Annotated in this window: 19 protein-coding genes, 1 tRNA gene and 1 pseudogene; 9 read left to right on the plus strand and 12 right to left on the minus strand. The window is 51.2% G+C overall.

The window, feature by feature from the left end:
- Positions 1 to 29 precede the first annotated feature (29 nt).
- On the plus strand, positions 30 to 1,739 hold the full coding sequence (locus tag FEK66_RS00945) for an AsmA family protein (RefSeq protein ID WP_135408488.1): 1,710 nt from the start codon (positions 30 to 32) through the stop codon (positions 1,737 to 1,739).
- 331 nt (positions 1,740 to 2,070) lie between these two features.
- Positions 2,071 to 2,165 (plus strand) — tRNA-Sec (locus FEK66_RS00950).
- Positions 2,166 to 2,327: 162 nt separating this feature from the next.
- Here the strand turns inward: FEK66_RS00950 and fliB are convergent.
- Positions 2,328 to 3,542, minus strand: coding sequence for a flagellin lysine-N-methylase (gene fliB, locus FEK66_RS00955; RefSeq protein ID WP_135495414.1), 1,215 nt, complete (start codon positions 3,540 to 3,542; stop codon positions 2,328 to 2,330).
- Between the two features lie 204 nt (positions 3,543 to 3,746).
- Here fliB and FEK66_RS00960 point away from each other — a divergent pair.
- Positions 3,747 to 4,671 (plus strand): annotated as a pseudogene (locus FEK66_RS00960) (carboxylate/amino acid/amine transporter).
- 3 nt (positions 4,672 to 4,674) lie between these two features.
- Here FEK66_RS00960 and nlpA read toward each other — a convergent pair.
- On the minus strand, positions 4,675 to 5,493 hold the full coding sequence (gene nlpA, locus FEK66_RS00965) for a lipoprotein NlpA (RefSeq protein WP_135495416.1): 819 nt from the start codon (positions 5,491 to 5,493) through the stop codon (positions 4,675 to 4,677).
- 221 nt (positions 5,494 to 5,714) lie between these two features.
- Here nlpA and yicS point away from each other — a divergent pair, with 221 nt between their 5' ends.
- On the plus strand, positions 5,715 to 6,008 hold the full coding sequence (gene yicS, locus FEK66_RS00970; RefSeq protein ID WP_064526021.1) for a protein YicS: 294 nt from the start codon (positions 5,715 to 5,717) through the stop codon (positions 6,006 to 6,008).
- A 40-nt stretch (positions 6,009 to 6,048) separates the two neighbouring features.
- On the opposite strand, the gene nepI is transcribed toward yicS, so the two are convergent.
- Entirely contained in the window at positions 6,049 to 7,239 is a 1,191-nt protein-coding gene (nepI, locus tag FEK66_RS00975) for a purine ribonucleoside efflux pump NepI (protein WP_135495417.1), read from the minus strand.
- Between the two features lie 233 nt (positions 7,240 to 7,472).
- On the opposite strand from nepI, the gene FEK66_RS00985 reads away from it, so the two are divergent.
- Together FEK66_RS00985 and FEK66_RS00990 are read left to right on the plus strand one after the other, a co-directional pair.
- Entirely contained in the window at positions 7,473 to 7,826 is a 354-nt protein-coding gene (locus FEK66_RS00985; RefSeq protein ID WP_135495418.1) for a type II toxin-antitoxin system RelE/ParE family toxin, read from the plus strand.
- Complete coding sequence (locus FEK66_RS00990) at positions 7,810 to 8,133, plus strand: DNA-binding transcriptional regulator (RefSeq protein WP_135495419.1); 324 nt, start codon at positions 7,810 to 7,812, stop codon at positions 8,131 to 8,133. The genes FEK66_RS00985 and FEK66_RS00990 overlap by 17 nt, the downstream gene beginning before the upstream one ends.
- Positions 8,134 to 8,257: 124 nt before the next feature.
- Here the strand turns inward: FEK66_RS00990 and FEK66_RS00995 are convergent, their stop codons facing one another.
- Positions 8,258 to 8,710, minus strand: a complete 453-nt coding sequence (locus tag FEK66_RS00995) for a DUF1198 family protein (RefSeq protein ID WP_130206763.1) — start codon at positions 8,708 to 8,710, stop codon at positions 8,258 to 8,260.
- A 52-nt stretch (positions 8,711 to 8,762) separates the two neighbouring features.
- The gene (gene adeQ, locus FEK66_RS01000) at positions 8,763 to 10,097 is read right to left on the minus strand and encodes an adenine permease AdeQ (protein ID WP_016159934.1); all 1,335 of its coding nucleotides are present in this window, start codon (positions 10,095 to 10,097) and stop codon (positions 8,763 to 8,765) included.
- A 174-nt stretch (positions 10,098 to 10,271) separates the two neighbouring features.
- On the opposite strand from adeQ, the gene adeD reads away from it, so the two are divergent.
- Positions 10,272 to 12,038, plus strand: coding sequence for an adenine deaminase (gene adeD / locus FEK66_RS01005; RefSeq protein ID WP_135495420.1), 1,767 nt, complete (start codon positions 10,272 to 10,274; stop codon positions 12,036 to 12,038).
- A gap of 46 nt (positions 12,039 to 12,084) precedes the next feature.
- On the opposite strand, the gene uhpT is transcribed toward adeD, so the two are convergent.
- The 7 genes from uhpT to ivbL all read right to left on the minus strand — a co-directional run bounded on the left by uhpT (position 12,085) and on the right by ivbL (position 19,365).
- On the minus strand, positions 12,085 to 13,476 hold the full coding sequence (gene uhpT, locus FEK66_RS01010; protein WP_130206773.1) for a hexose-6-phosphate:phosphate antiporter: 1,392 nt from the start codon (positions 13,474 to 13,476) through the stop codon (positions 12,085 to 12,087).
- A 202-nt stretch (positions 13,477 to 13,678) separates the two neighbouring features.
- On the minus strand, positions 13,679 to 14,998 hold the full coding sequence (gene uhpC / locus FEK66_RS01015) for an MFS transporter family glucose-6-phosphate receptor UhpC (RefSeq protein ID WP_135495453.1): 1,320 nt from the start codon (positions 14,996 to 14,998) through the stop codon (positions 13,679 to 13,681).
- Between the two features lie 9 nt (positions 14,999 to 15,007).
- Positions 15,008 to 16,516 (minus strand): signal transduction histidine-protein kinase/phosphatase UhpB, encoded by a 1,509-nt coding sequence (gene uhpB, locus FEK66_RS01020; protein WP_131161589.1) that lies wholly within the window; start codon positions 16,514 to 16,516, stop codon positions 15,008 to 15,010.
- The gene (gene uhpA, locus FEK66_RS01025; RefSeq protein ID WP_130206774.1) at positions 16,516 to 17,106 is read right to left on the minus strand and encodes a transcriptional regulator UhpA; all 591 of its coding nucleotides are present in this window, start codon (positions 17,104 to 17,106) and stop codon (positions 16,516 to 16,518) included. The genes uhpB and uhpA overlap by 1 nt, the downstream gene beginning before the upstream one ends.
- Before the next feature lie 72 nt (positions 17,107 to 17,178).
- Positions 17,179 to 17,469: an acetolactate synthase small subunit gene (ilvN, locus tag FEK66_RS01030; RefSeq protein WP_135495421.1), complete on the minus strand. Its 291-nt coding sequence runs from the start codon at positions 17,467 to 17,469 to the stop codon at positions 17,179 to 17,181.
- A 3-nt stretch (positions 17,470 to 17,472) separates the two neighbouring features.
- A complete protein-coding gene (gene ilvB / locus FEK66_RS01035) occupies positions 17,473 to 19,161 on the minus strand; it encodes an acetolactate synthase large subunit (protein ID WP_135495422.1) in 1,689 nt (562 codons plus the stop codon).
- Between the two features lie 105 nt (positions 19,162 to 19,266).
- Complete coding sequence (gene ivbL, locus FEK66_RS01040) at positions 19,267 to 19,365, minus strand: ilvB operon leader peptide IvbL (RefSeq protein WP_001300753.1); 99 nt, start codon at positions 19,363 to 19,365, stop codon at positions 19,267 to 19,269.
- 563 nt (positions 19,366 to 19,928) lie between these two features.
- Between ivbL and tisB the strand changes: the two genes are divergently transcribed.
- Positions 19,929 to 20,018 carry a type I toxin-antitoxin system toxin TisB gene (gene tisB, locus FEK66_RS01045; protein WP_000060506.1) on the plus strand — a complete coding sequence of 30 codons (90 nt, stop codon included), beginning with the start codon at positions 19,929 to 19,931 and terminating at the stop codon, positions 20,016 to 20,018.
- Between the two features lie 296 nt (positions 20,019 to 20,314).
- The gene (gene emrD, locus FEK66_RS01050; protein ID WP_130261104.1) at positions 20,315 to 21,499 is read left to right on the plus strand and encodes a multidrug efflux MFS transporter EmrD; all 1,185 of its coding nucleotides are present in this window, start codon (positions 20,315 to 20,317) and stop codon (positions 21,497 to 21,499) included.

The raw sequence follows: 21,499 nt of genomic DNA on the forward strand, positions 1-21,499 counted from the left end.
CTTATGTGTATTTCGCGGGATGGAAGACTATGAAATTTATTGGGAAGCTGCTTCTCTACATTTTCGTCGCGCTACTCGTAGTGATAACTGGCCTCTATTTTCTTCTGCAAACCCGTTGGGGTGCGGAGCATATCAGCGCATGGATTTCCGAAAATAGCGACTACCATTTGGTCTTCGGGGCAATGGATCACCGCTTTTCCGCGCCGTCTCATATCATACTGGAGAACGTCACGTTTGGTCGTGATGGACAGCCCGCGACCCTGGTGGCAAAAAGTGTTGATATCGCCTTGAGTAGTCGGCAACTGACCGAACCGCGCCATGTCGATACCATTCTGCTGGAAAACGGGACGCTGAATCTCACCGACCAGACCGCCCCGCTACCGTTCAAAGCCGATCGCCTGCAACTGCGCGATATGGCATTTAATAGCCCAAATAGCGAGTGGAAATTAAGTGCTCAGCGGGTAAATGGCGGCGTTATTCCGTGGTCGCCAGAAGCCGGTAAAGTGTTGGGAACGAAAGCGCAGATTCAATTCAGTGCTGGCTCCCTGTCGCTCAATGATGTTCCTGCCACCAATGTGTTGGTTGAAGGCAGTATTGATAACGATCGCGTTACGCTGACCAATCTGGGTGCCGATATCGCGCGCGGTACATTAACCGGAAACGCGCAGCGTAACGCCGACGGTAGCTGGCAGGTGGAAAACCTGCGCATGGCGGATATCCGTCTGCAAAGCGAAAAATCGCTGACTGATTTCTTTGCGCCATTGCGCTCTGTGCCTTCGTTACAGATTGGTCGCCTGGAAGTGATAGATGCTCGCCTGCAAGGCCCGGACTGGGCGGTGACCGATCTCGATCTCAGCTTACGCAACATGACCTTCAGTAAAGATGACTGGCAGACACAGGAAGGAAAGCTGTCGATGAATGCCAGCGAGTTTATTTATGGTTCGCTGCATTTGTTTGACCCGATTATGAACGCAGAATTTTCCCCGCAGGGCGTGGCGCTGCGCCAGTTTACCAGCCGTTGGGAAGGTGGCATGGTGAGAACGTCAGGAAACTGGCAACGCGACGGGAAAACGCTGATCCTCGATGATGCGGCAATTGTCGGGCTGGAATATACCCTGCCAAAAAACTGGCAACAGTTATGGATGGAAACAACACCCGGCTGGTTAAACAGTCTGCAACTGAAGAGATTTAGCGCCAGCCGCAACCTGATCATTGATATCGACCCGGCCTTCCCGTGGCAACTCACCGCGCTCGATGGCTATGGCGCGAATCTGACACTGGTTGCCAATCACCAATGGGGCGTCTGGAGTGGCACAGCGAATCTGAATGCCGCCGCCGCGACGTTCAATCGTGTTGATGTTCGCCGTCCGTCGCTGGCACTGGCCGCCAACAGCAGCACGGTGAATATCAGCGAACTTAGCGCGTTTACCGAGAAAGGCATTCTGGAAGCCACTGCCAGTGTTTCACAAACGCCGCAGCGCCAGACTCATATCAGCCTGAACGGACGCGGTGTGCCGGTGAATATCCTGCAACAGTGGGGATGGCCAGAGCTACCATTGACTGGCGACGGCAATATTCAGCTTACCGCAAGCGGCGATATTCAGGCCGATGCACCACTAAAACCCACGGTTAACGGGCAACTCCATGCCGTGAACGCTGAAAAACAGCAAGTGACCCAAACCATGAATGCTGGCGTCGTTTCCAGTGGCGAAGTTACGTCAACGGAGCCAATGCAGTAAAAATCAATCTCACCGGGTACGACACAGCCGTACCCGGAATTTTTTCAATAAATAACAAACAGTAGAGTATCCAATTACCATGTTCGTTCCCGCTCATTGCACGGCGTAAACCATCCTTAAGAATACGGATATTGCTATTTTTTGTTATCAACTTACGTTTCTTTTTTCTGGGAGCGCGGTTGTGCCAAAGCGTAACTTATGGATTTGCCGAGAGTTTCTGTGAAGAGGATCATGGCAAGGCGAAACGAAGCGGAAAAAAGTGTGATGGGGGATGTGATAAGGCGAGGAAGTAGCTATAATGCGCCCCGCCTCCATGTAGCAATCGAGGCGCGGAAGATCGTCGTCTCCGGTGAGGCGGCTGGACTTCAAATCCAGTTGGGGCCGCCAGCGGTCCCGGGCAGGTTCGACTCCTGTGATCTTCCGCCAAAATGCTTCTTCTGACGTTCACCAATCCCTTGTAATACCGTTTAAAGCAGATAATTTCTTCTGTTCATGATTCAACCTGCTTTACCGAAGTTGTTCTTAATATTTATTACAGCGGAAGCGAGATGTCAGACAAACGCTTAACCCAATCCCCGACAGGCGAATTTAACGAATCAACAACAGGCAGGAGAGATCGTCCCCGGCATTGATCATGTCGATCGCTTTATCCATCCGCTGGTTAATCGTTGACGAATGCAAGGTTTTCTCGGCAAGGCTCGCCACAATTTTCAGTACCGTTGCCTCATCCAGAGTTGCTTCCAGCGATGTCAGACTCAACAAATGCTTAATATAGAAATAGTCGAGAATTAAACGGTAAACCTGGCGCATGACCGTTGAGAAATCAGCATCCGGAAAATGGCAGTGGTAAATTTTGTAGGTCAGTAAATTGCGCAATACATGCGGGGCGCTAAGGATAGAATCCTGGCAAAGCTGCTGCCACTGTTTATTCAGGACAGCAAACTTATCAGCCAGAGCCTGCTTATCCGGGCTGTTTGCCACGTCTAAATACACCGCCATCTTACGATGCAAGTCAGTAATAATACGATCCCTGCTGCTCTTATTCGCGACAAGCGACCCCAATACCGTCAGCGCACGCACCTTCAATCCCACCGACTCCGTAGGCGTTGATTGACTCATCAGGCTAATACCTGCCGCCAGCTCGCTTAATAGCTCCTGATGGTACTGTTCAGCCTGCGCAAAATGGTTGTGCAGATCGAACTCAATGCGCTGCAGATAAACCATAAACTGTGCCAGCGCCATTAGGTTTTCTTCAACGTTCAACGATGGCGCCTGTAGAAGGTGCCAGGCAAAGAGATGCACAATCTGGTGGATCTGATTAACCGGCTGGCTGGCGGTGCAGGTGTTTTTCGCCTTCGCCAACAGATCATCCTGTTCGTGCACTAACATGCTGTCGGCATCAAACAATACCAGTCGGGCTACTTCTGGACATGAGAGCACCATCGAATGGCGAGTTGTATCCGCGTAGTGTTTTTTGCTACGTGGATAAGTAGAACAGGTTTCTGAAAGTGCTTTTTCTCCCAGATCGCGATGGACCAGGCAGAGTTTATTTTCATCGAGAAACGGACACTGACCCTGCGCGTCCAGTTTGATTATCGAATAGCGGCTTTTACCATTTCGCACCCGTAATAAATTCTCTTTCGCCAACTGGGCAATTTTCGGGTGTTGTTCGTTGAGGTAAGTATGATGGGTTTTCTTGTCGATGTGTATCTTCCATCCCTGACAGCAGGAAATCAGGCAGTTGGGGCCGACGCAGGCAAACTTCTTCACAAACTCGGGGGTTACTACTTTATGGATTTGCATAACATTCTTCGCGTTTAAAAAGCGAACAGTAGCACGCTGTCAGAACAAAATGATAACGTCATAACCTGACGGTTTAACAAGTATTTCACTCGTTTCATAAATGCTCGCCCCATCAAATGACGGGTTTACCGGAAGGGGTCATTCTCACCATTTTTGCTATCATGCCTGCATACATAAACGACAAAACAGTATGCAGAGGGAAAAATGGGTTCCACCAGAAAGGGGATGATGAACGTTCTGATTGCCGCCGTATTATGGGGAAGTTCAGGCGTTTGCGCGCAATACATCATGGAACAAAGTCAGATGTCATCGCAGTTTCTGACCATGACGCGGCTGATATTTGCCGGATTTATTCTGCTGACGCTCTCTTTTGTCCACGGCGATAAAGTCTTCTCAATCATTAAGAATCATAAAGATGCCATCAGCCTGCTTATTTTTTCCATTGTTGGCGCTCTGACCGTCCAGCTAACTTTCTTACTGACGATTGAAAAATCAAATGCAGCTACAGCAACGGTGCTGCAATTTTTATCACCAACGATTATTGTGGCCTGGTTCTCACTGGTACGAAAATCGCGCCCCGGTATTCTGGTATTTACCGCGATTTTGACCTCCCTGATAGGCACATTTTTGCTGGTCACCCACGGTAATCCAACATCGTTGTCGATCTCTCCTGCTGCGCTGTTCTGGGGAGTTGCTTCAGCCTTTGCTGCCGCATTCTATACGACATACCCCTCAACGCTCATTGCCCGTTACGGCACGCTGCCCGTCGTCGGCTGGAGTATGCTCATTGGTGGGATGGTCCTGCTGCCCTTTTATGCCGGGCAAGGAACAAATTTCGTGGTTAATGGCAGCCTGATCCTGGCTTTTTTCTATCTGGTGGTAATTGGAACTTCGCTGACCTTTAGTCTGTATCTGAAAGGTGCACAGTTAATTGGCGGGCCGAAAGCCAGTATTTTGAGTTGCGCAGAACCATTAAGTAGCACGCTGCTCTCTTTGCTGTTGCTGGGGATCACCTTCACATTACCAGATTGGCTGGGAACGCTACTGATTCTGTCATCGGTGATTTTGATTTCAATGGATTCCCGCCGCCGCGCCAGAAAAATGTAATCGTCCGGCGCGGTACGGTTGATCATTACCAGCCAGGCACCGCGCCACCGTTAAAGAGGGTTTCTGCCGCTTTAGCAACTTCTGGTGACTGATAAGATTGCAGAAACTCCTTCACGTTTTCTGCATCCTTATTATCTTCCCGCGCCACCAGAATGTTCACATATGGTGAATTTTTATCTTCAATAAATACGCTGTCGTTAACCGGAGAAAGTCCTGTTTGCTGGATGTAAGTGGTGCTGATAATCGCTACATCCACTTTCGGGTCGTCCAGTACACGTGGCAACTGTGCCCCTTCCAGCTCCATTATCTGCAAATGGCGTGGATTCTCAGTAATATCCAACGCCGTTGGCAGTAAACCTTTCCCCTCTTTTAAGGTAATAAGTTTCTCTTTTTGCAACAGTAACAGCGCACGCCCCAGATTGGTCGGATCATTCGGAATCGCTACAGTCGCTCCTTCTTTTAGCTGATCGACTGTTTTAATTTTTTTCGAATAGCCAGCCATGGGGAAGACAAAGGTATTTCCTACCGCCACCAGTTTGTAACCGTGCGCCTGATTATCCTGTTCAAGGAAAGGACGATGCTGGAAGACATTGGCATCCAGTTCACCCTGATTAGTTGCATCGTTCGGCAACAACGAACCACTAAATCCAACCAATTCAACTTCAAGACCATACTTCTCTTTGGCCACTTTTTTAGCGACTTCTGCCACATCCTGTTCGGCACCGTTAATGACGCCAACTTTAATGTGTTTTGCATCGCTGTTTTGCTGGTCGCAGCCTGCCAGCAGGATCCACGCCAGAAATAATGCTGCCCCTGTCCGTAGATGATGTGTTGTCAGTTTCATTTTTTTATCCTTTTATTAATGATTACCTGACTATAGCGGTAAGGTCGCTGCGGTTTAAAAAACGAAACGCTATCGATAAGAATAAAAAGGAATAAAAGTGGAATATAAGGTCTGGCACTTCTTACTGACCGCGTAAGCGCGTTTCGTACAGCATGATGAGAGCGATAAAAGCAAACTACACTTATGCTTCATTCGATACACATTTGTAAAAGGTTGAATCCATGAAACCAACGACGCTACTGCTTATTTTCACTTTTTTCGCTATGCCAGGCATCGTATACGCCGAGTCGCCTTTTAGCTCACTGCAGTCCGCAAAAGAGAAAAATACGGTATTAGAGGATTTGCGGAAAATTTGCACCCCGAAGGCATCGTTGTCAGATGAAGCGTGGGAAAAGTTAATGTTGTCAGATGAAAACAATAAACAACACATACGCGAGGCCATCGTGGCGATGGAACGTAATAATCAGAGCAATTATTGGGAAGCGTTGGGTAAGGTAGAATGCCCGGATATGTAAGAGCGGCAACAACCACTGACCAACGCTTCTTTACCTGATATCAGGATTTCTTCATTTTCACCTTTGCCGTAACCAACAATGCAGTCAGCAACATCAATGTGCCGGACAACATCAGCGGCGAAGTCAGACCAATGTTATCCAACGCATAACCGCCGATTGCCGCACCGCAGGTATTGGCAAGCTGAATAACGGCCACCTGAATAGACCCAGCCTTTTCTGCCTGATCGGCCAATGAGCGAGTGATCCACGTTGACCAGCCAACGGGAATTAAAGCAAAGGTCAGCCCCCAGATAATCGCCACACCGGTAGCAACAATTTTATCGCTTCCCCACAGCGTCAGTACCAGCGCGCTCAGGGCGAGCACAAACGGTGCGCCCGCTAAGGCCAGTTTCACCGAACGTTTGAGAATAAACGACGAAAGCGATGTACCAACAAAACTGGCGATACCAATACTCAACAGCACCAGCGTTAAGCCATCAACGCCGAATCCCGCCAGATTCATATACACTGGGCGAATATAAGTGAAAAAAGCAAACTGTCCGGCGAAGGACATAAAGATGGCGATCATCCCGGCCATCACCCCCGGACGCTGCAACAGGCGAAAGGTATTTTGTTTCTGATGTGACGGTTCGCCAGGCAGCGAAGGCAATGATTTGATAATCCAGATAATACACAGCACGCCCATCACCGCCGCCGCATTAAAGACATTGCGCCAACCGATAAGCTCGCCTAAAAAACTGCCCAATGGCGCGGCAATTACCAGCGCAATGGACACCGCGCCGAAGATCACCGACAGCGCCTTCGGCACCGTACGAGGCGGTACCAGGCGCATGGTCAGCGACGCCGACATCGCCCAGAATCCGCCCAGTGCCAGCCCCAGACAGGCGCGACCGATTAACAGCAGACTGAATGAGTTGGCAAAGGAAACCAGTAAGCAGGAAAGCGTCAGCAAAACGGCGAACAGAATGACAACGTAGCGGCGGTCAGTGGCCTGAATGGTCTGGGTAATAAACAAACTGGCAAACATCGCCACAAAAGCGGTTACGGTCACCGATTGCCCGGCAACCCCTTCCGAAATGCCTAAATCGTGCGCCATCGGCGTCAACAAACTGACGGGCAAAAACTCAACGATAATCAGACAGGCGACGCAAAACGCCACCGAGAAAACGGCTGACCAGTTCGGTCGGGTAATGGCGTCCGCGCCGCGGTTTTCTTCGATATATTCACTCATGGTGTTACCCGTGGCATGTTTCAGGGGAAAAGCCGATCAGTCTAACATTGAAATGTGTGATGCATTTAACGTTTTTGCAACTTTTACAGTGTTGTGGGAAAAATTCGAGGCTGCTCGAGGAAATAAAAATCATATGGCAAGGTGATATGCATTGACGCGATTTCGTTGGAAACAAGGGATAAAGTATCGCACTTAGTGATATGCTTTAATAACAGGACATCAACGATATGCGTGTGTTTAAAACCAAATGGTTTGCAAGGGAAGCCAAGTCTCATGCAATAACAGATGAAGAGTTATGCCGGGCCATTTTAGAAACAGATCAGGGTAAAGCTGATGCGCTTGGTGGTGGCGTTTTTAAAAAGCGCCTTCACCAAAATCGTGAGCGTGCGATTATTCTGGCGAAAGGGGGTAGCAATTGGTTTTACACGTTTTTATATGCAAAACAGGATATGTCGAACATCAGTAGTCAGGAACTGTCTGGATTTCGTGAACTCGCAAAGCATTATGCCTTCCTGACGAAAGCCCAACTGACAGCAATGATTAACAGTAAAGAACTGACAGAGATCTGCTATGACTACAAAAACTAAATTCAAAAGCCCTGCATTTGAGGCCATTCACAGCGCGGCTGCTGGATTGTCCAGCGTTGATGCCATTTCTGCCGAAACAATGCGTACTTTTGACAAAGCCTGCCTGACCAGCGTACCAGACTTACAACCTGTTGAGATAAAAGCACTACGGGAAAAATTAAAAGTGAGTCAACCCGTCTTCGCTCACTATCTCAATACCAGCGTTTCAACTGTACAAAAATGGGAAAGTGGCGCTAAACGCCCCAGCGGCATGTCATTAAAACTACTTAGTATTGTGCAAAAACACGGGCTAGAGGTGCTGCTGTAAATAGAACGTAGAGAATGCGTCCGTCTACTGTCAGATCCGATAGCGGATGCGGCGTGAACGCCTTATCCGTACTCGGTCTGTAGGCCTGATAAGACGCGCCAGCGTCGCATCAGGCAAAGCGGTTTTAATGCAGCCAGTAAACGCCCTCAGCAGGCTGAAAAAACGCGTTGTAGCGCATCTGGAATGCATTAATCTCCTGCATTTCAGGCTCTATTTCGCGCAGAAAACCCAGCGCCAGCCTGACCTGAGCATCGGTAATCGGCGCGGCAAGGCGGGCTTTTTGTAAAATCCGATGCCATTGCAGCAGGTTCTGTTCGCTGCCATCGACAATGACAACCTGCCAGATAAGCAACACCTGCGCGGCATTTTGCAGGTGCGACTCATCCGGGCGATGCAGATAACGTAAAAATTCGTCACCGGCTGACTTTCCCATTTGATCGACCATTGACTCAACGGGTACAACATCAATATTCAGCCGATCGCTGAGGCGGCGAATCGCTTTTCTGGCCCCGGATGTCAGCACCCGAAAACCAACCACAAACACCACCACCAGCGTAGCGAGCATTATCCAGATCATGAGTTCTCCTGCGTAACCGGCACTCATGATATCTGGAAACGCTTATCAGATACTAATCCACCAGGATGATTTTCAGCGCAAACAATGCCGCTACAACCACCACACACAGATTCAGATCGCGCCAGCGCCCGGTGCACACTTTCATGATGCAGTAAGACATAAAGCCGAGCGCAATCCCTTCAGTGATCGAGAACGTAAAGGGCATCATCACTGTGGTGATAAATGCAGGTACCGATTCGGTAAAATCATCCCAGTTAACGCGCGCCAGACTTGAGGTCATCAACACGCCAACAAAGATTAACGCCCCGGCGGTGGCGTAAGGTGGAACCATCGCCACCAGCGGTGAGAAGAACATAACCAGCAGGAACATAACGCCAACAACAACCGCAGTCAGCCCCGTGCGACCGCCGACCGCTACGCCAGAAGTACTTTCAATATAGGCGGTAACAGAGGAAGTTCCGATAAACGCGCCAGCCACCGAACTCACGCTATCAACATATAGCGCCTTATTCATGTTAGGGAATTTACCGTTACTATCTATTAAGCCAGCTTTATCAGTTACACCAATTAATGTTCCTGATGAATCAAATAGGTTGATCAACATAAAGGAGAAAATGATACCGGCAAGCTCAAGCGATAATGCCCCGCTCAAATCAACCTCGCCAATAACACCGCTAATATCAGGTGGAATAGAATAGATTCCGCTGAAATGAACATCTCCGAAAAATAATCCACAACAGGAAGTAACGACGATAGAAACCAACACCGCCGCATGAAAATTACGCGATGACAACACGGTTATAATAAAAAACCCTAAAATACCTAACAACACACCGTGGGAACTTAAATCACCAATCATCACCAGCGTGTCTTTATTGGCGACAATAACACCGGTATTTTTTAATCCCATTAAGGCAATAAATAGCCCGATACCACTGGTGATACCAATACGTAAACTTAACGGAATGTTAGAGATCATCCAGTAACGGATACGAAAAAGAGTCAGCAAAAATAGCCCTATTGCCCCCCAGAATATCGCCCCCATTCCGGTCTGCCAGGAGATGCCCATCGCCCCTACAACCACGAACGCAAAGAAGGCGTTCAGCCCCATTGCCGGCGCCAGTGCCACGGGCAAGTTAGCAAATATCCCCATCGCAATACTACCGATGCCGGCAATCAAACAAGTGGTGACAAACACCACTTTCGGGTCCATTTGTGCCGCACCGAGTATTTGTGGGTTAACAAAAACGATGTACACCATAGTTAAAAAAGTGGTCATCCCCGCAATCAATTCTGTGCGGACGGTAGTCCCATGTTGTGGCAGTTTAAATAATCGAGAAAGCGTCCCTGATTCATTACTCACGTAATCGGTATTATCATTATTCATTTTCTTGTCCATTGGAGGAGATTTAATCCTTTGCTTTTGTAAAACAAATGACAACAACGGTTCAGTGATAATTATCACATTTCAATTGCACATTAATGGATATTCTTTAATAATCACGCGATGTTTCTTTATGATAAATAATAATCAAATTGATAAAATCAAAATGAGAAAAATATGAATAATCCTATTAACCATAAATTTCATCACATTAGTCGAGCTGAATACCAGGATTTGCTGGCTGTTTCCCGTGGCGACGCTGTTGCCGATTATATTATTGATAATGTCGCTATTCTGGATCTGATCAATGGCGGAGAAATTCCCGGCCCGATTGTGATTAAAGGACGTTACATTGCCGGTGTTGGCGAAGAATATGCCGACGCTCAGGCTTTGCGGCGGATTGATGCCCGCGGCGCAACGGCGGTGCCGGGGTTTATTGATGCTCACCTGCATATTGAATCCAGCATGATGACGCCGGTCACTTTTGAAACAGCTACCCTGCCACGCGGCCTCACAACTGTAATTTGCGACCCTCATGAAATCGTCAACGTGATGGGCGAAGCTGGATTTGCCTGGTTTGCCCGCTGTGCCGAACAGGCAAAGCAAAACCAGTATTTGCAGGTCAGCTCTTGCGTACCCGCTCTGGAAGGCTGCGATGTTAATGGTGCCAGTTTTACGCTCGAACAGATGCTCGCCTGGCGCGACCATCCGCAGGTTACTGGTCTGGCCGAAATGATGGACTACCCTGGCGTAATTAGTGGACAAAATGCGCTGCTCGATAAACTGGACGCCTTTCGCCATCTGACTCTGGATGGTCACTGCCCCGGTCTAAGCGGTAAAGAACTTAACGCCTATATTGCCGCGGGTATTGAAAACTGCCACGAAAGTTATCAGCTGGAAGAAGGACGCCGAAAATTACAACTCGGCATGTCGTTGATGATCCGCGAAGGGTCCGCTGCCCGCAATCTCAACGCGCTGGCTCCGTTGATCAACGAATTTAACAGCCCACAATGCATGCTTTGTACTGATGACCGTAACCCGTGGGAAATCGCTCACGAAGGGCATATCGACGCCTTAATTCGCCGCCTGATTGAACAACACAATGTGCCGTTGCATGCGGCATATCGCGTAGCCAGCTGGTCGACGGCGCGCCATTTTGGTCTGAATCATCTCGGTTTACTGGCTCCCGGCAAGCAGGCCGACATTGTCCTGTTAAGTGACGCGCGTAAAGTCACAGTGCAACAGGTACTGGTGAAAGGCGAACCGATTGACGCACAAACCTTGCAGGCAGAAGAGTCGGCGAGACTGGCACAATCCGCCCCGCCATATGGCAATACCATTGCCCGCCAGCCAGTTTCCGCCAGCGACTTTGCCCTGCAATTTACCCCCGGAAAACGCTATCGCGTCATTGATGTCATCCATAACGAACTGATCACGCACTCCCGCTCCAGCGTCTACAGCGAAAATGGTTTTGATCGCGATGATGTGTGCTTTATTGCCGTACTTGAGCGTTACGGGCAACGTCTGGCTCCGGCCTGTGGTTTGCTCGGCGGCTTTGGCCTGAATGAAGGCGCGCTGGCGGCGACAGTCAGCCATGACAGCCATAATATTGTGGTGATCGGTCGTAGCGCAGAAGAGATGGCGCTGGCGGCCAACCAGGTGATTCAGGATGGCGGCGGGCTGTGCGTGGTCCGTAACGGCCAGGTACAGAGTCATCTGCCGTTGCCCATTGCCGGGCTGATGAGCACCGACACGGCGCAGTCACTGGCGGAGCAAATTGACGCGTTAAAAGTCGCTGCCCGTGAATGTGGTCCGTTACCCGATGAACCGTTTATTCAGATGGCGTTTCTTTCCCTGCCGGTGATCCCCGCATTGAAACTGACCAGTCAGGGGCTGTTTGATGGCGAGAAGTTTGCCTTCACCACCCTGGAAGTCACGGAATAATAAAAAAAAGCCCGGCGTCATGCCGGGCAAAAGTCACCAGTTACGTTTATGCCACTGTCAACTGCTGAATTTTTTTCTCGCGGCGGATTTTTCGTTCTTCCATCACCGCGACTATCGCCATCAGGCAGATACAGCCAATAGCGGCGATATCCAGTGCAGCGAAGGTGCCTGCCCAGCCGGTGAGGCCGAACACTGGCGTACCATCGGCAATCATTCCCAGACCTAATTTGGCAAAGCTGTCACCAATCAGGTAGGCGAAAGTGCCTTTAATCCCATCGGCAGCGCCGATCGCTTTTTTCGGTACGAAGCCAACAGCCGCTACGCCAATCAACAGTTGCGGACCGAATACCAGGAAACCTAATGCAAAAAGAGAAGCCAGATAGATATATTGGTTGCTGGCGTGTTGATACACACCAAGCGTGGCGATAATCAGCGCCAGTGCAACACACGCCACCAGGCCACGGCGTCCATTCGCCAGGTCAGAGAGCCAGCCCCACAGCAGCGTGCCAACCAGAGCACCGGCTTCAAATAGCGTAAAGCCCTGAATCGCCACCGATTTAGAGAGTTTCAACTCCTGAAAAGCATACACGGTTGACCACTGGTCGATACCAATGCGTACCACGTACAGGAAGATGTTGGCGAAGCACAGCAGCCAGATCACTTTGTTTTTCAAAACATATTCGACAAAGATCTGCCACTTGGTCATGTCGGTGGATTCCGTCTCTTTGTCCTCTTCGCTGATCTCTTCACCGAATAGTTCTTCCGCTTTGCCAAGACCATACGCTTCAGGGGAGTCGCTGCCGTAACGCAGACCGATAAAACCGACAATCAACGCGATAATCGACGGGAAGATAAACATGCCGATCACGTGACCGTCGAACAGGTAATTTGCGCCGAATAACGCCACACCCGCCGCCCCCGCGCCGCCGAGGTTGTGGGAAATGTTCCAGAAACCGAGGAAGGTCCCGCGCTTACGACGCGGCGTCCATTTGGTAATCGTGGAGTAACTGCATGAACCGCCAGTGCTCTGGAAAAAACCGCTTAAGGCGTAGAAGGCAATCATCAGGAACAGGCTAACCGAGCCGCTGCCCATGCTGGCGCTGAAGCCCAGCATACAAATAGCGGACAAGATCAGCATGAACGGCAGGAATTGTTTGGTATTTTTGCCGTCGGCGTAGTAGGAAACCAGCGTTTTACCCACGCCGTAAGTGATGGAGAAGCCCAGGCCGATCATCCCCAGCTGCGTCATGCTCAACCCGTAGGTCGAGATCATGTCGTTCTGTGCGATGTTGAAGTTCTTGCGAATCAGGTACATCGTCAGGTAGCCAATAAAGACCACCAGATAGGATTGCATGAACGGTTTGAACCACATTTTACGCCGCACTTCGAGCGGAAGATCCAGGGTCGGCTTGCGAACCTGGTTTAAGAAAGCCAGCATGGGTTACTCCTGATTTCCCTTCATACTTCAGGCCGCAGGTGCCTTAGCTGCTCGCGTTCCTGCAACTTGAATTATTTTGGGAAAGAATTAACGAATGATGGCATTGTAAAAACCTGCAGCAAATCAGGCTTGAGATAGCGTCCAGGCAAAACCAGGAAAATTTCTTAGTTTTGCCGGATATGAGGTAGAAAAGTGAGATGCATCACGCTTCGCGTGGTGCCTGGGCGTTCAAAAAGGGCAGTAACAACAGTGCCGAAACCCCGGCAGCAATGGCGATAACCACGAAAAAGCCACTCCAGTGCCAGGTATCCAGCACTTTCGCCAGCGGCCAACCGGCAAGCGACGCCCCCAGATAAGCAAACAAGCCGACAAACCCCGTCGCCGCACCTGCCGCCTCTTTGTGAGAACACTCTGCCGCCGCCATACCAATTAACATCTGCGGGCCAAAGACAAAAAAACCAATGGTGAAGAAGCAGGTTGCCTGCATCACGTAGCTGGCAAATGGCATCAACCACAGCGAGCCAACGGAGAGCAAAATCCCCGCAGCAAAAATCAAATTCATCGGCCCACGGTTGCCGTTAAACAGTTTGTCCGAGCCCCAACCGGCTACCAGCGCACCGATAAACCCGCCCAGTTCAAACATCGTTACTGCCGTATTCGCCGTGACCAGATCGACGCCCAGCGTCTCGGACATATACAGGTTGCCCCAGTCGTTGATCGCCGCACGAACCACATAGACCAGCACATAACAGAACGAAAGCAGCCAGATATACGGATTCAACAACACATATTTGGTGAGGATCTCTTTACGCGTCAGCCCCGCCCCTTCTTGTTGTTGGGCGATTTCCAGCGCATCGTGCCGCCATTCTCCGACCGCCGGTAAACCTAACGCCTGCGGGCGATCGCGCAGCCGCCAACAAAGAAAAATCCCCACGACTATCGCCATACAACCGGCAATCATCATCCCGGCACGCCAGCCGTAATGCAGCGCGCTCGCTGCCATCACAATGGGAATGAGCGCACCGCCGACGTTATGCGCCGTATTCCATAGCGCCCACCAACCGCCGCGCTCGGTACGAGAATACCAGGCGGTTAGCAGACGCGCGCACACCGGCGAACCCCAGCCCTGGAAAAAGGCGTTCAGCACCCACAGCACGGCAAACGCCCACAACGAGGTGGAGAAGCCAAACAGAATGTTGATGATGCCCGTGGCGATAAGCCCAATCCCCATAAAATAACGGGCATTAGAGCGGTCACTGACAATGCTGGAGACAAATTTCGATACGCCGTAGGTAATGTAAAACAGCGTTGCTAACAGGCCGATATCGCTACGGCTGAGCACGCCGTTGGCAAGGATTTCTGGTACGGCGGCGTTAAAACTTTTACGCGTGAAGTAAAACAGCGCATAGCCCAGCCAGATGGTCAGCAAAATATGCCGACGCCAGTAGCGGTAGCGAGCATCAATTTCACTTTTATCGCTGATCAGCGGTGCGTCGGCAGGTGCTTTCAGAAACGGCAACATCATCAAGCCTTAAACATAACGTTGAGGTAGAGAAACGCTGACACGCGTGCCGTGCAGGCAGGAAATGGTCAATGTGCCGCCCAGCGCCGTTACGCGCTCGCGCATTCCGGTCAAGCCAAAACCTTGCTGCCCGGAACCTGGCGGCAGACCACTACCATCGTCTTCAATCACCAGCATTAAACGCTCATCCTGCTGCCAGCCTTGCAGGATAACCGCACTGGCATCTGCATGTTTCACAATGTTGTTCAGCCCCTCCTGACAGATACGAAATAGGGTTACGCGCTGGTTCTCACTTAGCGCTGATTCATCTATCCGCCATTCGAGATGACTGACAATGCCGCGCCCTTCCAGCTCCATTTCCCGCATCAATGAACGGATGGCCTGCTCCAGGGTCAGATCATCCAACTGGCGCGGACGTAACCGCCCTAACAAGCGGCGAACCGCGTCGTAAACGCCCAGCGACAATTGTTCGATGAGCTGTCCGCTCTGTTTCACACTGGCGTTATCCGCCGCCAGCCGCTGGACAATGCCAGCCTGAGTACGAATGGCAGTGATGGTCTGGCCGATATCATCGTGCAGTTCACGCGCTACGTCGCGACGCACACTCTCTTCGGTTTCAAGCAACCGCTCGGCAAGATGTTGATTACGTGCCAGTTCCTTTTGTAGCGACTGGTTAAGTTCACGCAACCGCTGGATGCCTGCGCCCAGTAACAGGCCAGTGAGGCTTTGCACCAGCAGCGAAAGCAATAAATCGACCGGATGATCGCGCCAGGTCTGACTGGCGATCAGCGCGATGGCGTTCATCAGCGTCGCAATCAGCGCCCCTTGCCAGCCATAATGCCAGGCCAGGGCGATAATCGGCAGCGCCAGACAAAACGGGGTAAAGCGCGAGAGTTCGTTCGGCAGCCCCAGTTGCAACCACAGGCTGATAACAAACAACAGCAAATACCAGACCAGATGCCGCCCACGCCAGTTGATCGGCTGGGAAACCAGCGATGGCCCCAGCGGCAGCCAGGTGTTATTCGCCAGATAGTGCCAGAACACCAGGCAAATGGGGGCCAGCGTCAGGCCGCCGGTTAAGGTCATCAGTAGGGCGTTCCAGGGCTCGTTTCCGTACCCATGCCAAAGCCAGGGTGATGACTGTAATAACGCCGCCGCCGTCAGTGCCGCGCCCTGTAACAGCAACGTGCGCCAGTCGCGCTGGTGGCGATAACGGGAAATCAACGCCACAGGAAGTAACGTCAGCAAACTACCGATCATCAATAACGGATCATGCGTTAACCCAACCGCCTGCGTCAGCCAGTAAATCAGCAGCCATTCTGCGCCCATCAGCACCAGCCAGTATCTGCGCGGGCATTGCAACATCAGCCCCAGTCGCAGACCGAACGGAAACAGCAATACCGCCAGATCCGGTCGTACAACCAGGTGCAGGCTGATACTCCACAGGCAAAACCATGCGGCAGAGAAGATAAAAAAGCAGGAAACTACAGTATTCAAGCGGGAGAAAAATGTCTTCATCACCAGCCATCAAACATGCGCCGCGCCAGTTCAACGTCGTTGCTGACGCCCAGTTTTTCCATCAGATTGGCACGATGTACATGCACAGTTTTTGGCGACAACCCCAGTTCGGCGGCAATCTCTTTCACCGCCATCCCTTGCGCCAGTTTTTCTGCCACCTGGCGTTCGCGTTTGGTTAGCGGGTCCTGACGGCCCGATGCCAGTTTAATCGCGATATCCGGCGTCAGATAACAGCCGCCAGTTGCAACCGTATGCACGGCAGCGATCAGCTCGTCCGGGCTACAGCGTTTAGAGAGAAAGCCGCGCGCCCCCGCGTTAAGCGCCTGTTCAATCAGCGCCGGACTGTCGTGAACGGAGAGCATAATTGTCGCCATACCTTTCGGTAGCTGGCTTAGCAGCTCCAGACCGGAGATATCGGGCATGGAGATATCGCAAATACACACCTGCACACCGCGCCCAGGTAAGCCAGTCAGCGCCTCACGCCCGGAACCAAACTCGGCAACTACCTGCAAATCAGGTTCCAGCCCCAGCAGCTGCGCAAAGCCGGAGCGGACGATAAGGTGATCGTCTATAAGGGCAACGGTTATCATGGTCTTGTCCTGGCGGGTAAAAAAACGCGCTTACCTTAACGATAAGCGCGCCACTGTTCAAGCCTTGAGCGGTTACTGAAAAAATACGGCTATCTTGTTAAACATTGTCGGGTCGGACTGATTACGCTGCACTTTCACCACATCCTCCAGTTTGTCTATCTGGCTTATCATTTGTTCCAGTCGCTGATCGTCATTGACCAGTAGCCAGATGTGGCTTTTGTCGCTGTTCTGAATCGGCAGACAAAGAATGCCTTCGACGTTAAAAGCACGACGGGCAAAAAGCCCACAAACGTGGGTCATTACACCGGGATGGTTGCGAACGGTGAGTTCCAGAATCACGTTGTCATAAGTTGTGTTTTGCATGGCTTATTCCCCCACCATTTCAGTATTTGCCGCGCCTGGCGGCACCATTGGGTACACTTTTTCTTCAGCATCAATGCGTACGTGGATCAGCGCCGGACCAGGGCGATTGATAATTTCCTGTAATGCCGCCTGCGGATCGGTTTCATTATTCAAATCACAGGTTTCGAGGCCGAACCCGGCAGCGATTTGCATAAAATTGATTTTTCCCGGATAGGTGGCCGCAAAAACACCCTGCTTGTAGAACAGACTCTGTTGCTGATGCACCAGCCCCAGTGCTTCGTTATTCATCAGGATGATTTTGACATCCAGCTGGTTTTCACTGGCGGTCGCCATCTCCTGAATATTCATCATCAGGCTACCGTCGCCGGAGAAACACAACACTTTGCGATCTGGGTTAGCCAGCGCCGCACCTATCGCTGCGGGTAAACCGAAGCCCATCGTTCCCAGCCCACCAGAAGTCAGCCACTGACGTGGTCGATTGAGCGGATAAGCCTGCGCCGTCCACATCTGATGCTGACCCACGTCGGTGGTGATAATCGCGTTGTCATCGACACAGGCGGCAACGGCATTAATCAGCCCGTAATGTGTTAATGGATCGCACGCTTTCGGGATAGGACACGGGAACTCGCGCTGTAAATCCGCCACCAGTTGGTGCCACTCTGCACGCGGCTGGGCTTCCACCTGCGGGATCAGCTGCGCCAGCACATCATCAACATCCGCCTGAATCGCCACGTGCGGTTGCTTAACTTTACCCAGCTCCGCGCGATCGATATCCACATGAATAATTTTGGCATTCGGGCAGAACTCTTCCGTTTTGCCAATTGCCCGGTCATCAAAACGCGCACCGAGAACAATCAGCAGGTCCGCCTCCTGCAAGATATAGTTGGTGCTGCGCACGCCGTGCATCCCCAGCATGCCCAGCGACAGCGGATGTGCTTTTGGCAACATGCCCAGCGCCATTAAGGTCATGGTGGTAGGCAGCTGCGCTTTCTCAGCCAGTTCACGCACCCGCGCGGGCGCGTTAATGACACCGCCCCCCAGATAAAGCACCGGGCGTTTGGCGGCGTTAATCATTGCCGCAGCGTCACGAATACTTTCTTCGCTAAAGGCGGGCGCGGCGGTTTTTTCTGCCGCCGCGGGCTGTTCTTCAATTTCAAAAACCGCCGTTTGCACATCCTTAGGAATGTCTATCCACACCGGGCCAGGGCGGCCTGATTGCGCAATGCGGAAGGCATCGCTCATGACCTGCGGGAGTTCTTCGATATGCCTGACCAGATAGTTGTGTTTGGTGATGGGGATAGAGATGCCGTAGGTGTCCACTTCCTGAAAGGCGTCGGTGCCAATCATCGAGGCGGGAACCTGGCCGGTGATGCAAATCAGCGGGATGGAGTCCAGCCGCGCGTCGGCAATGGCGGTCACCAGATTGGTTGCGCCCGGTCCGCTACAGGCCATACAGACCGCCGGTTTGCCGTCAGTGCGCGCCATTCCCTGAGCGATAAACCCCGCGCCCTGTTCATGGCGAGCCAGAATATGGCGAATTTGTGTGCTTTGGCTTAAGGCGTCGTAAACAGGGAGAATCGAACCGCCCGGAATCCCCGTCACAATCTTAATACCCTGCTGTTCCAGGAAATGAACGATAAATTCTGCGCCGGTAAAACGCTTACGTGTCGATGTTGTGCCCGAACTTGCCATGCTCCAGTCCTTTTCTTCTGGGCCGACTTTCCGGGAGGTGTTTAAACGAAAAACCCCGCCCGGTTTGCGCCGGCGGGGTTTTGGAATCGTGTGTTGTTCCAGTCCCTACGGCGCATTGCCGACGACGACCACCACACGCACGACGACCACTGCGGCGGATGGCGCAGTTGGTAGTAGTTTTGCGTTGAGCATGGAAGTAGTCATTGGGGACCTTGTTGGTTTTGTGTTTAACAATATTTATACAAGCACAGCTTTACAGGGGAGACAATGGAAAATTTTTCATCAAGGAATAATTGGGGGGTTGATCACGTTTTGTACTGAAATGCAGGTAACAAAAAACCCCGCCGGAGCGAGGTTTTGTCAGCCGCCCGCGGCTGGTAACCGCAAAGCACACTGTGTTATGTCAACACTGAAAGTATACGTGTTCCGCGTAGAACGCGCAATTTCGGCACGAATTTTGACTTATTTAGCGCATAATTGAGTATCGATCACAGTTTGGATTTTGTCTAATTTTTACTGTTTATTTGTACAGTATGATTCTATAATATCACTGTACGCAATGTGTTATGCGGGGCCGCATCGTTACCCGGCGCAATAAGTCCTGGCTGAAACGGGTGGTGCCGTCAGCGCCTTAACCCCGCGTGAGCACACTGTGTTATGTCAACAAGCACAACGTTTCTTCTGAAGAAGCTGCGTGCGCAACAGCTGGCAACAGGCAGCGGAAAGGTACGTCAGCTGGCAGTGCTCCTGAACCACAGGAGACGCGTATGAGCCTGGTGGATATTGCCATTCTTATCCTCAAACTCATTGTTGCTGCACTGCAACTGCTTGATGCTGTTCTGAAATACTTGAAGTAATTCAGATTCAAGTCGCACCAAAGGGGAGCGGGAAACCGCTCCCCTTTCATATTCTGCTGGCAGATTGGTGTCGTATGCGATGCTGACACATCTTTCCGACCTACAGTATTTATTTAAGCTAAAGTCCCTTCCGGCAACATTTATTGCCGCTGTTGTTTATATTTTCTGCCGTTTTGTTATTCATCATTCCGTATATATATCTGGCTAACATTTATCAATGTGATAGATTCCTCTCCTGCATTTATTCGAATGCGTAGTAACTTATTCTAAATATATTTTTAAAAGCGTCCGTGATAATGAAAAGGCATAGAAACGTCAATTTATTATTGATGTTGGTATTACTCGTGGCCGTCGGTCAGATGGCACAAACTATTTATATTCCTGCTATTGCCGATATGGCACAAGATCTCAACGTCCGTGAAGGGGCGGTGCAGAGCGTAATGGGCGCTTATCTGCTGACCTACGGTATCTCACAACTATTTTATGGCCCAATTTCCGACAGAGTGGGACGCCGCCCGGTGATCCTCGTCGGAATGTCCATTTTTATGTTGGCGACACTGGTGGCAGTCACCACTTCCAGCCTGACGGTGTTAATTGCCGCCAGTGCGATTCAGGGGATGGGGACCGGTGTCGGCGGCGTAATGGCGCGTACATTGCCGCGTGATTTATATGAACGGACACAGCTTCGTCACGCTAATAGCATGTTAAATATGGGGATTCTCGTAAGTCCGTTGCTCGCACCACTCATTGGCGGCCTGCTGAATACCCTGTGGAGCTGGCGGGCCTGTTATCTGTTTTTACTGGTGCTTTGTGCCAGTGTGACGTTCAGCATGGCGCGCTGGATGCCGGAAACACGCCCTGCCGATGCGCCGCGTACGCGCCTGCTCACCAGTTATAAAACACTCTTTGGCAATGGCAGCTTTAACTGCTATTTGCTGATGTTAATTGGTGGTCTGGCAGGGATTGCCGCTTTCGAAGCCTGTTCCGGTGTGTTGATGGGGGCAGTGTTAGGGTTGAGCAGTATGACAGTCAGTATTTTGTTTATTCTGCCAATTCCAGCGGCATTCTTCGGCGCATGGTTTGCTGGTCGACCGAATAAACGTTTCTCTACGTTAATGTGGCAGTCGGTTATCTGTTGCCTGTTGGCAGGAATGATGATGTGGATCCCCGGCTGGTTTAGCGTGATGAATGTCTGGACGTTGCTCGTTCCCGCCGCGCTGTTCTTTTTCGGTGCCGGGATGCTGTTTCCGCTGGCAACCAGCGGCGCAATGGAGCCATTCCCCTTCCTTGCTGGCACGGCTGGTGCGCTGGTCGGCGGCCTGCAAAACATTGGTTCCGGCGTGCTGGCGTCGCTCTCCGCGATGCTGCCGCAAACCGGTCAGGGCAGCCTGGGGTTGTTGATGACCTTAATGGGATTGTTGATCGTGCTGTGCTGGCTACCGCTGGCGACGCGGATGTCGCATCAGGGGCAGCCCGTTTAA

The organism is Escherichia sp. E1130, assembly GCF_005781065.1.
In the GTDB taxonomy this organism is placed as follows: domain Bacteria; phylum Pseudomonadota; class Gammaproteobacteria; order Enterobacterales; family Enterobacteriaceae; genus Escherichia.

What these genes read in the sequence shown, in the direction of transcription:
- FEK66_RS00945 (WP_135408488.1), top strand. Translation starts at nt 30, where the DNA reads ATGAAATTTATTGGGAAGCTGCTTCTCTACATTTTCGTCGCGCTACTC.
- fliB (WP_135495414.1), bottom strand. Translation starts at nt 3,542, where the DNA reads ATGCAAATCCATAAAGTAGTAACCCCCGAGTTTGTGAAGAAGTTTGCC.
- nlpA (WP_135495416.1), bottom strand. Translation starts at nt 5,493, where the DNA reads ATGAAACTGACAACACATCATCTACGGACAGGGGCAGCATTATTTCTG.
- yicS (WP_064526021.1), top strand. Translation starts at nt 5,715, where the DNA reads ATGAAACCAACGACGCTACTGCTTATTTTCACTTTTTTCGCTATGCCA.
- nepI (WP_135495417.1), bottom strand. Translation starts at nt 7,239, where the DNA reads ATGAGTGAATATATCGAAGAAAACCGCGGCGCGGACGCCATTACCCGA.
- FEK66_RS00990 (WP_135495419.1), top strand. Translation starts at nt 7,810, where the DNA reads ATGACTACAAAAACTAAATTCAAAAGCCCTGCATTTGAGGCCATTCAC.
- FEK66_RS00995 (WP_130206763.1), bottom strand. Translation starts at nt 8,710, where the DNA reads ATGATCTGGATAATGCTCGCTACGCTGGTGGTGGTGTTTGTGGTTGGT.
- adeQ (WP_016159934.1), bottom strand. Translation starts at nt 10,097, where the DNA reads ATGAATAATGATAATACCGATTACGTGAGTAATGAATCAGGGACGCTT.
- adeD (WP_135495420.1), top strand. Translation starts at nt 10,272, where the DNA reads ATGAATAATCCTATTAACCATAAATTTCATCACATTAGTCGAGCTGAA.
- uhpT (WP_130206773.1), bottom strand. Translation starts at nt 13,476, where the DNA reads ATGCTGGCTTTCTTAAACCAGGTTCGCAAGCCGACCCTGGATCTTCCG.
- uhpC (WP_135495453.1), bottom strand. Translation starts at nt 14,998, where the DNA reads ATGTTGCCGTTTCTGAAAGCACCTGCCGACGCACCGCTGATCAGCGAT.
- uhpB (WP_131161589.1), bottom strand. Translation starts at nt 16,516, where the DNA reads ATGAAGACATTTTTCTCCCGCTTGAATACTGTAGTTTCCTGCTTTTTT.
- uhpA (WP_130206774.1), bottom strand. Translation starts at nt 17,106, where the DNA reads ATGATAACCGTTGCCCTTATAGACGATCACCTTATCGTCCGCTCCGGC.
- ilvN (WP_135495421.1), bottom strand. Translation starts at nt 17,469, where the DNA reads ATGCAAAACACAACTTATGACAACGTGATTCTGGAACTCACCGTTCGC.
- ilvB (WP_135495422.1), bottom strand. Translation starts at nt 19,161, where the DNA reads ATGGCAAGTTCGGGCACAACATCGACACGTAAGCGTTTTACCGGCGCA.
- ivbL (WP_001300753.1), bottom strand. Translation starts at nt 19,365, where the DNA reads ATGACTACTTCCATGCTCAACGCAAAACTACTACCAACTGCGCCATCC.
- tisB (WP_000060506.1), top strand. Translation starts at nt 19,929, where the DNA reads ATGAGCCTGGTGGATATTGCCATTCTTATCCTCAAACTCATTGTTGCT.
- emrD (WP_130261104.1), top strand. Translation starts at nt 20,315, where the DNA reads ATGAAAAGGCATAGAAACGTCAATTTATTATTGATGTTGGTATTACTC.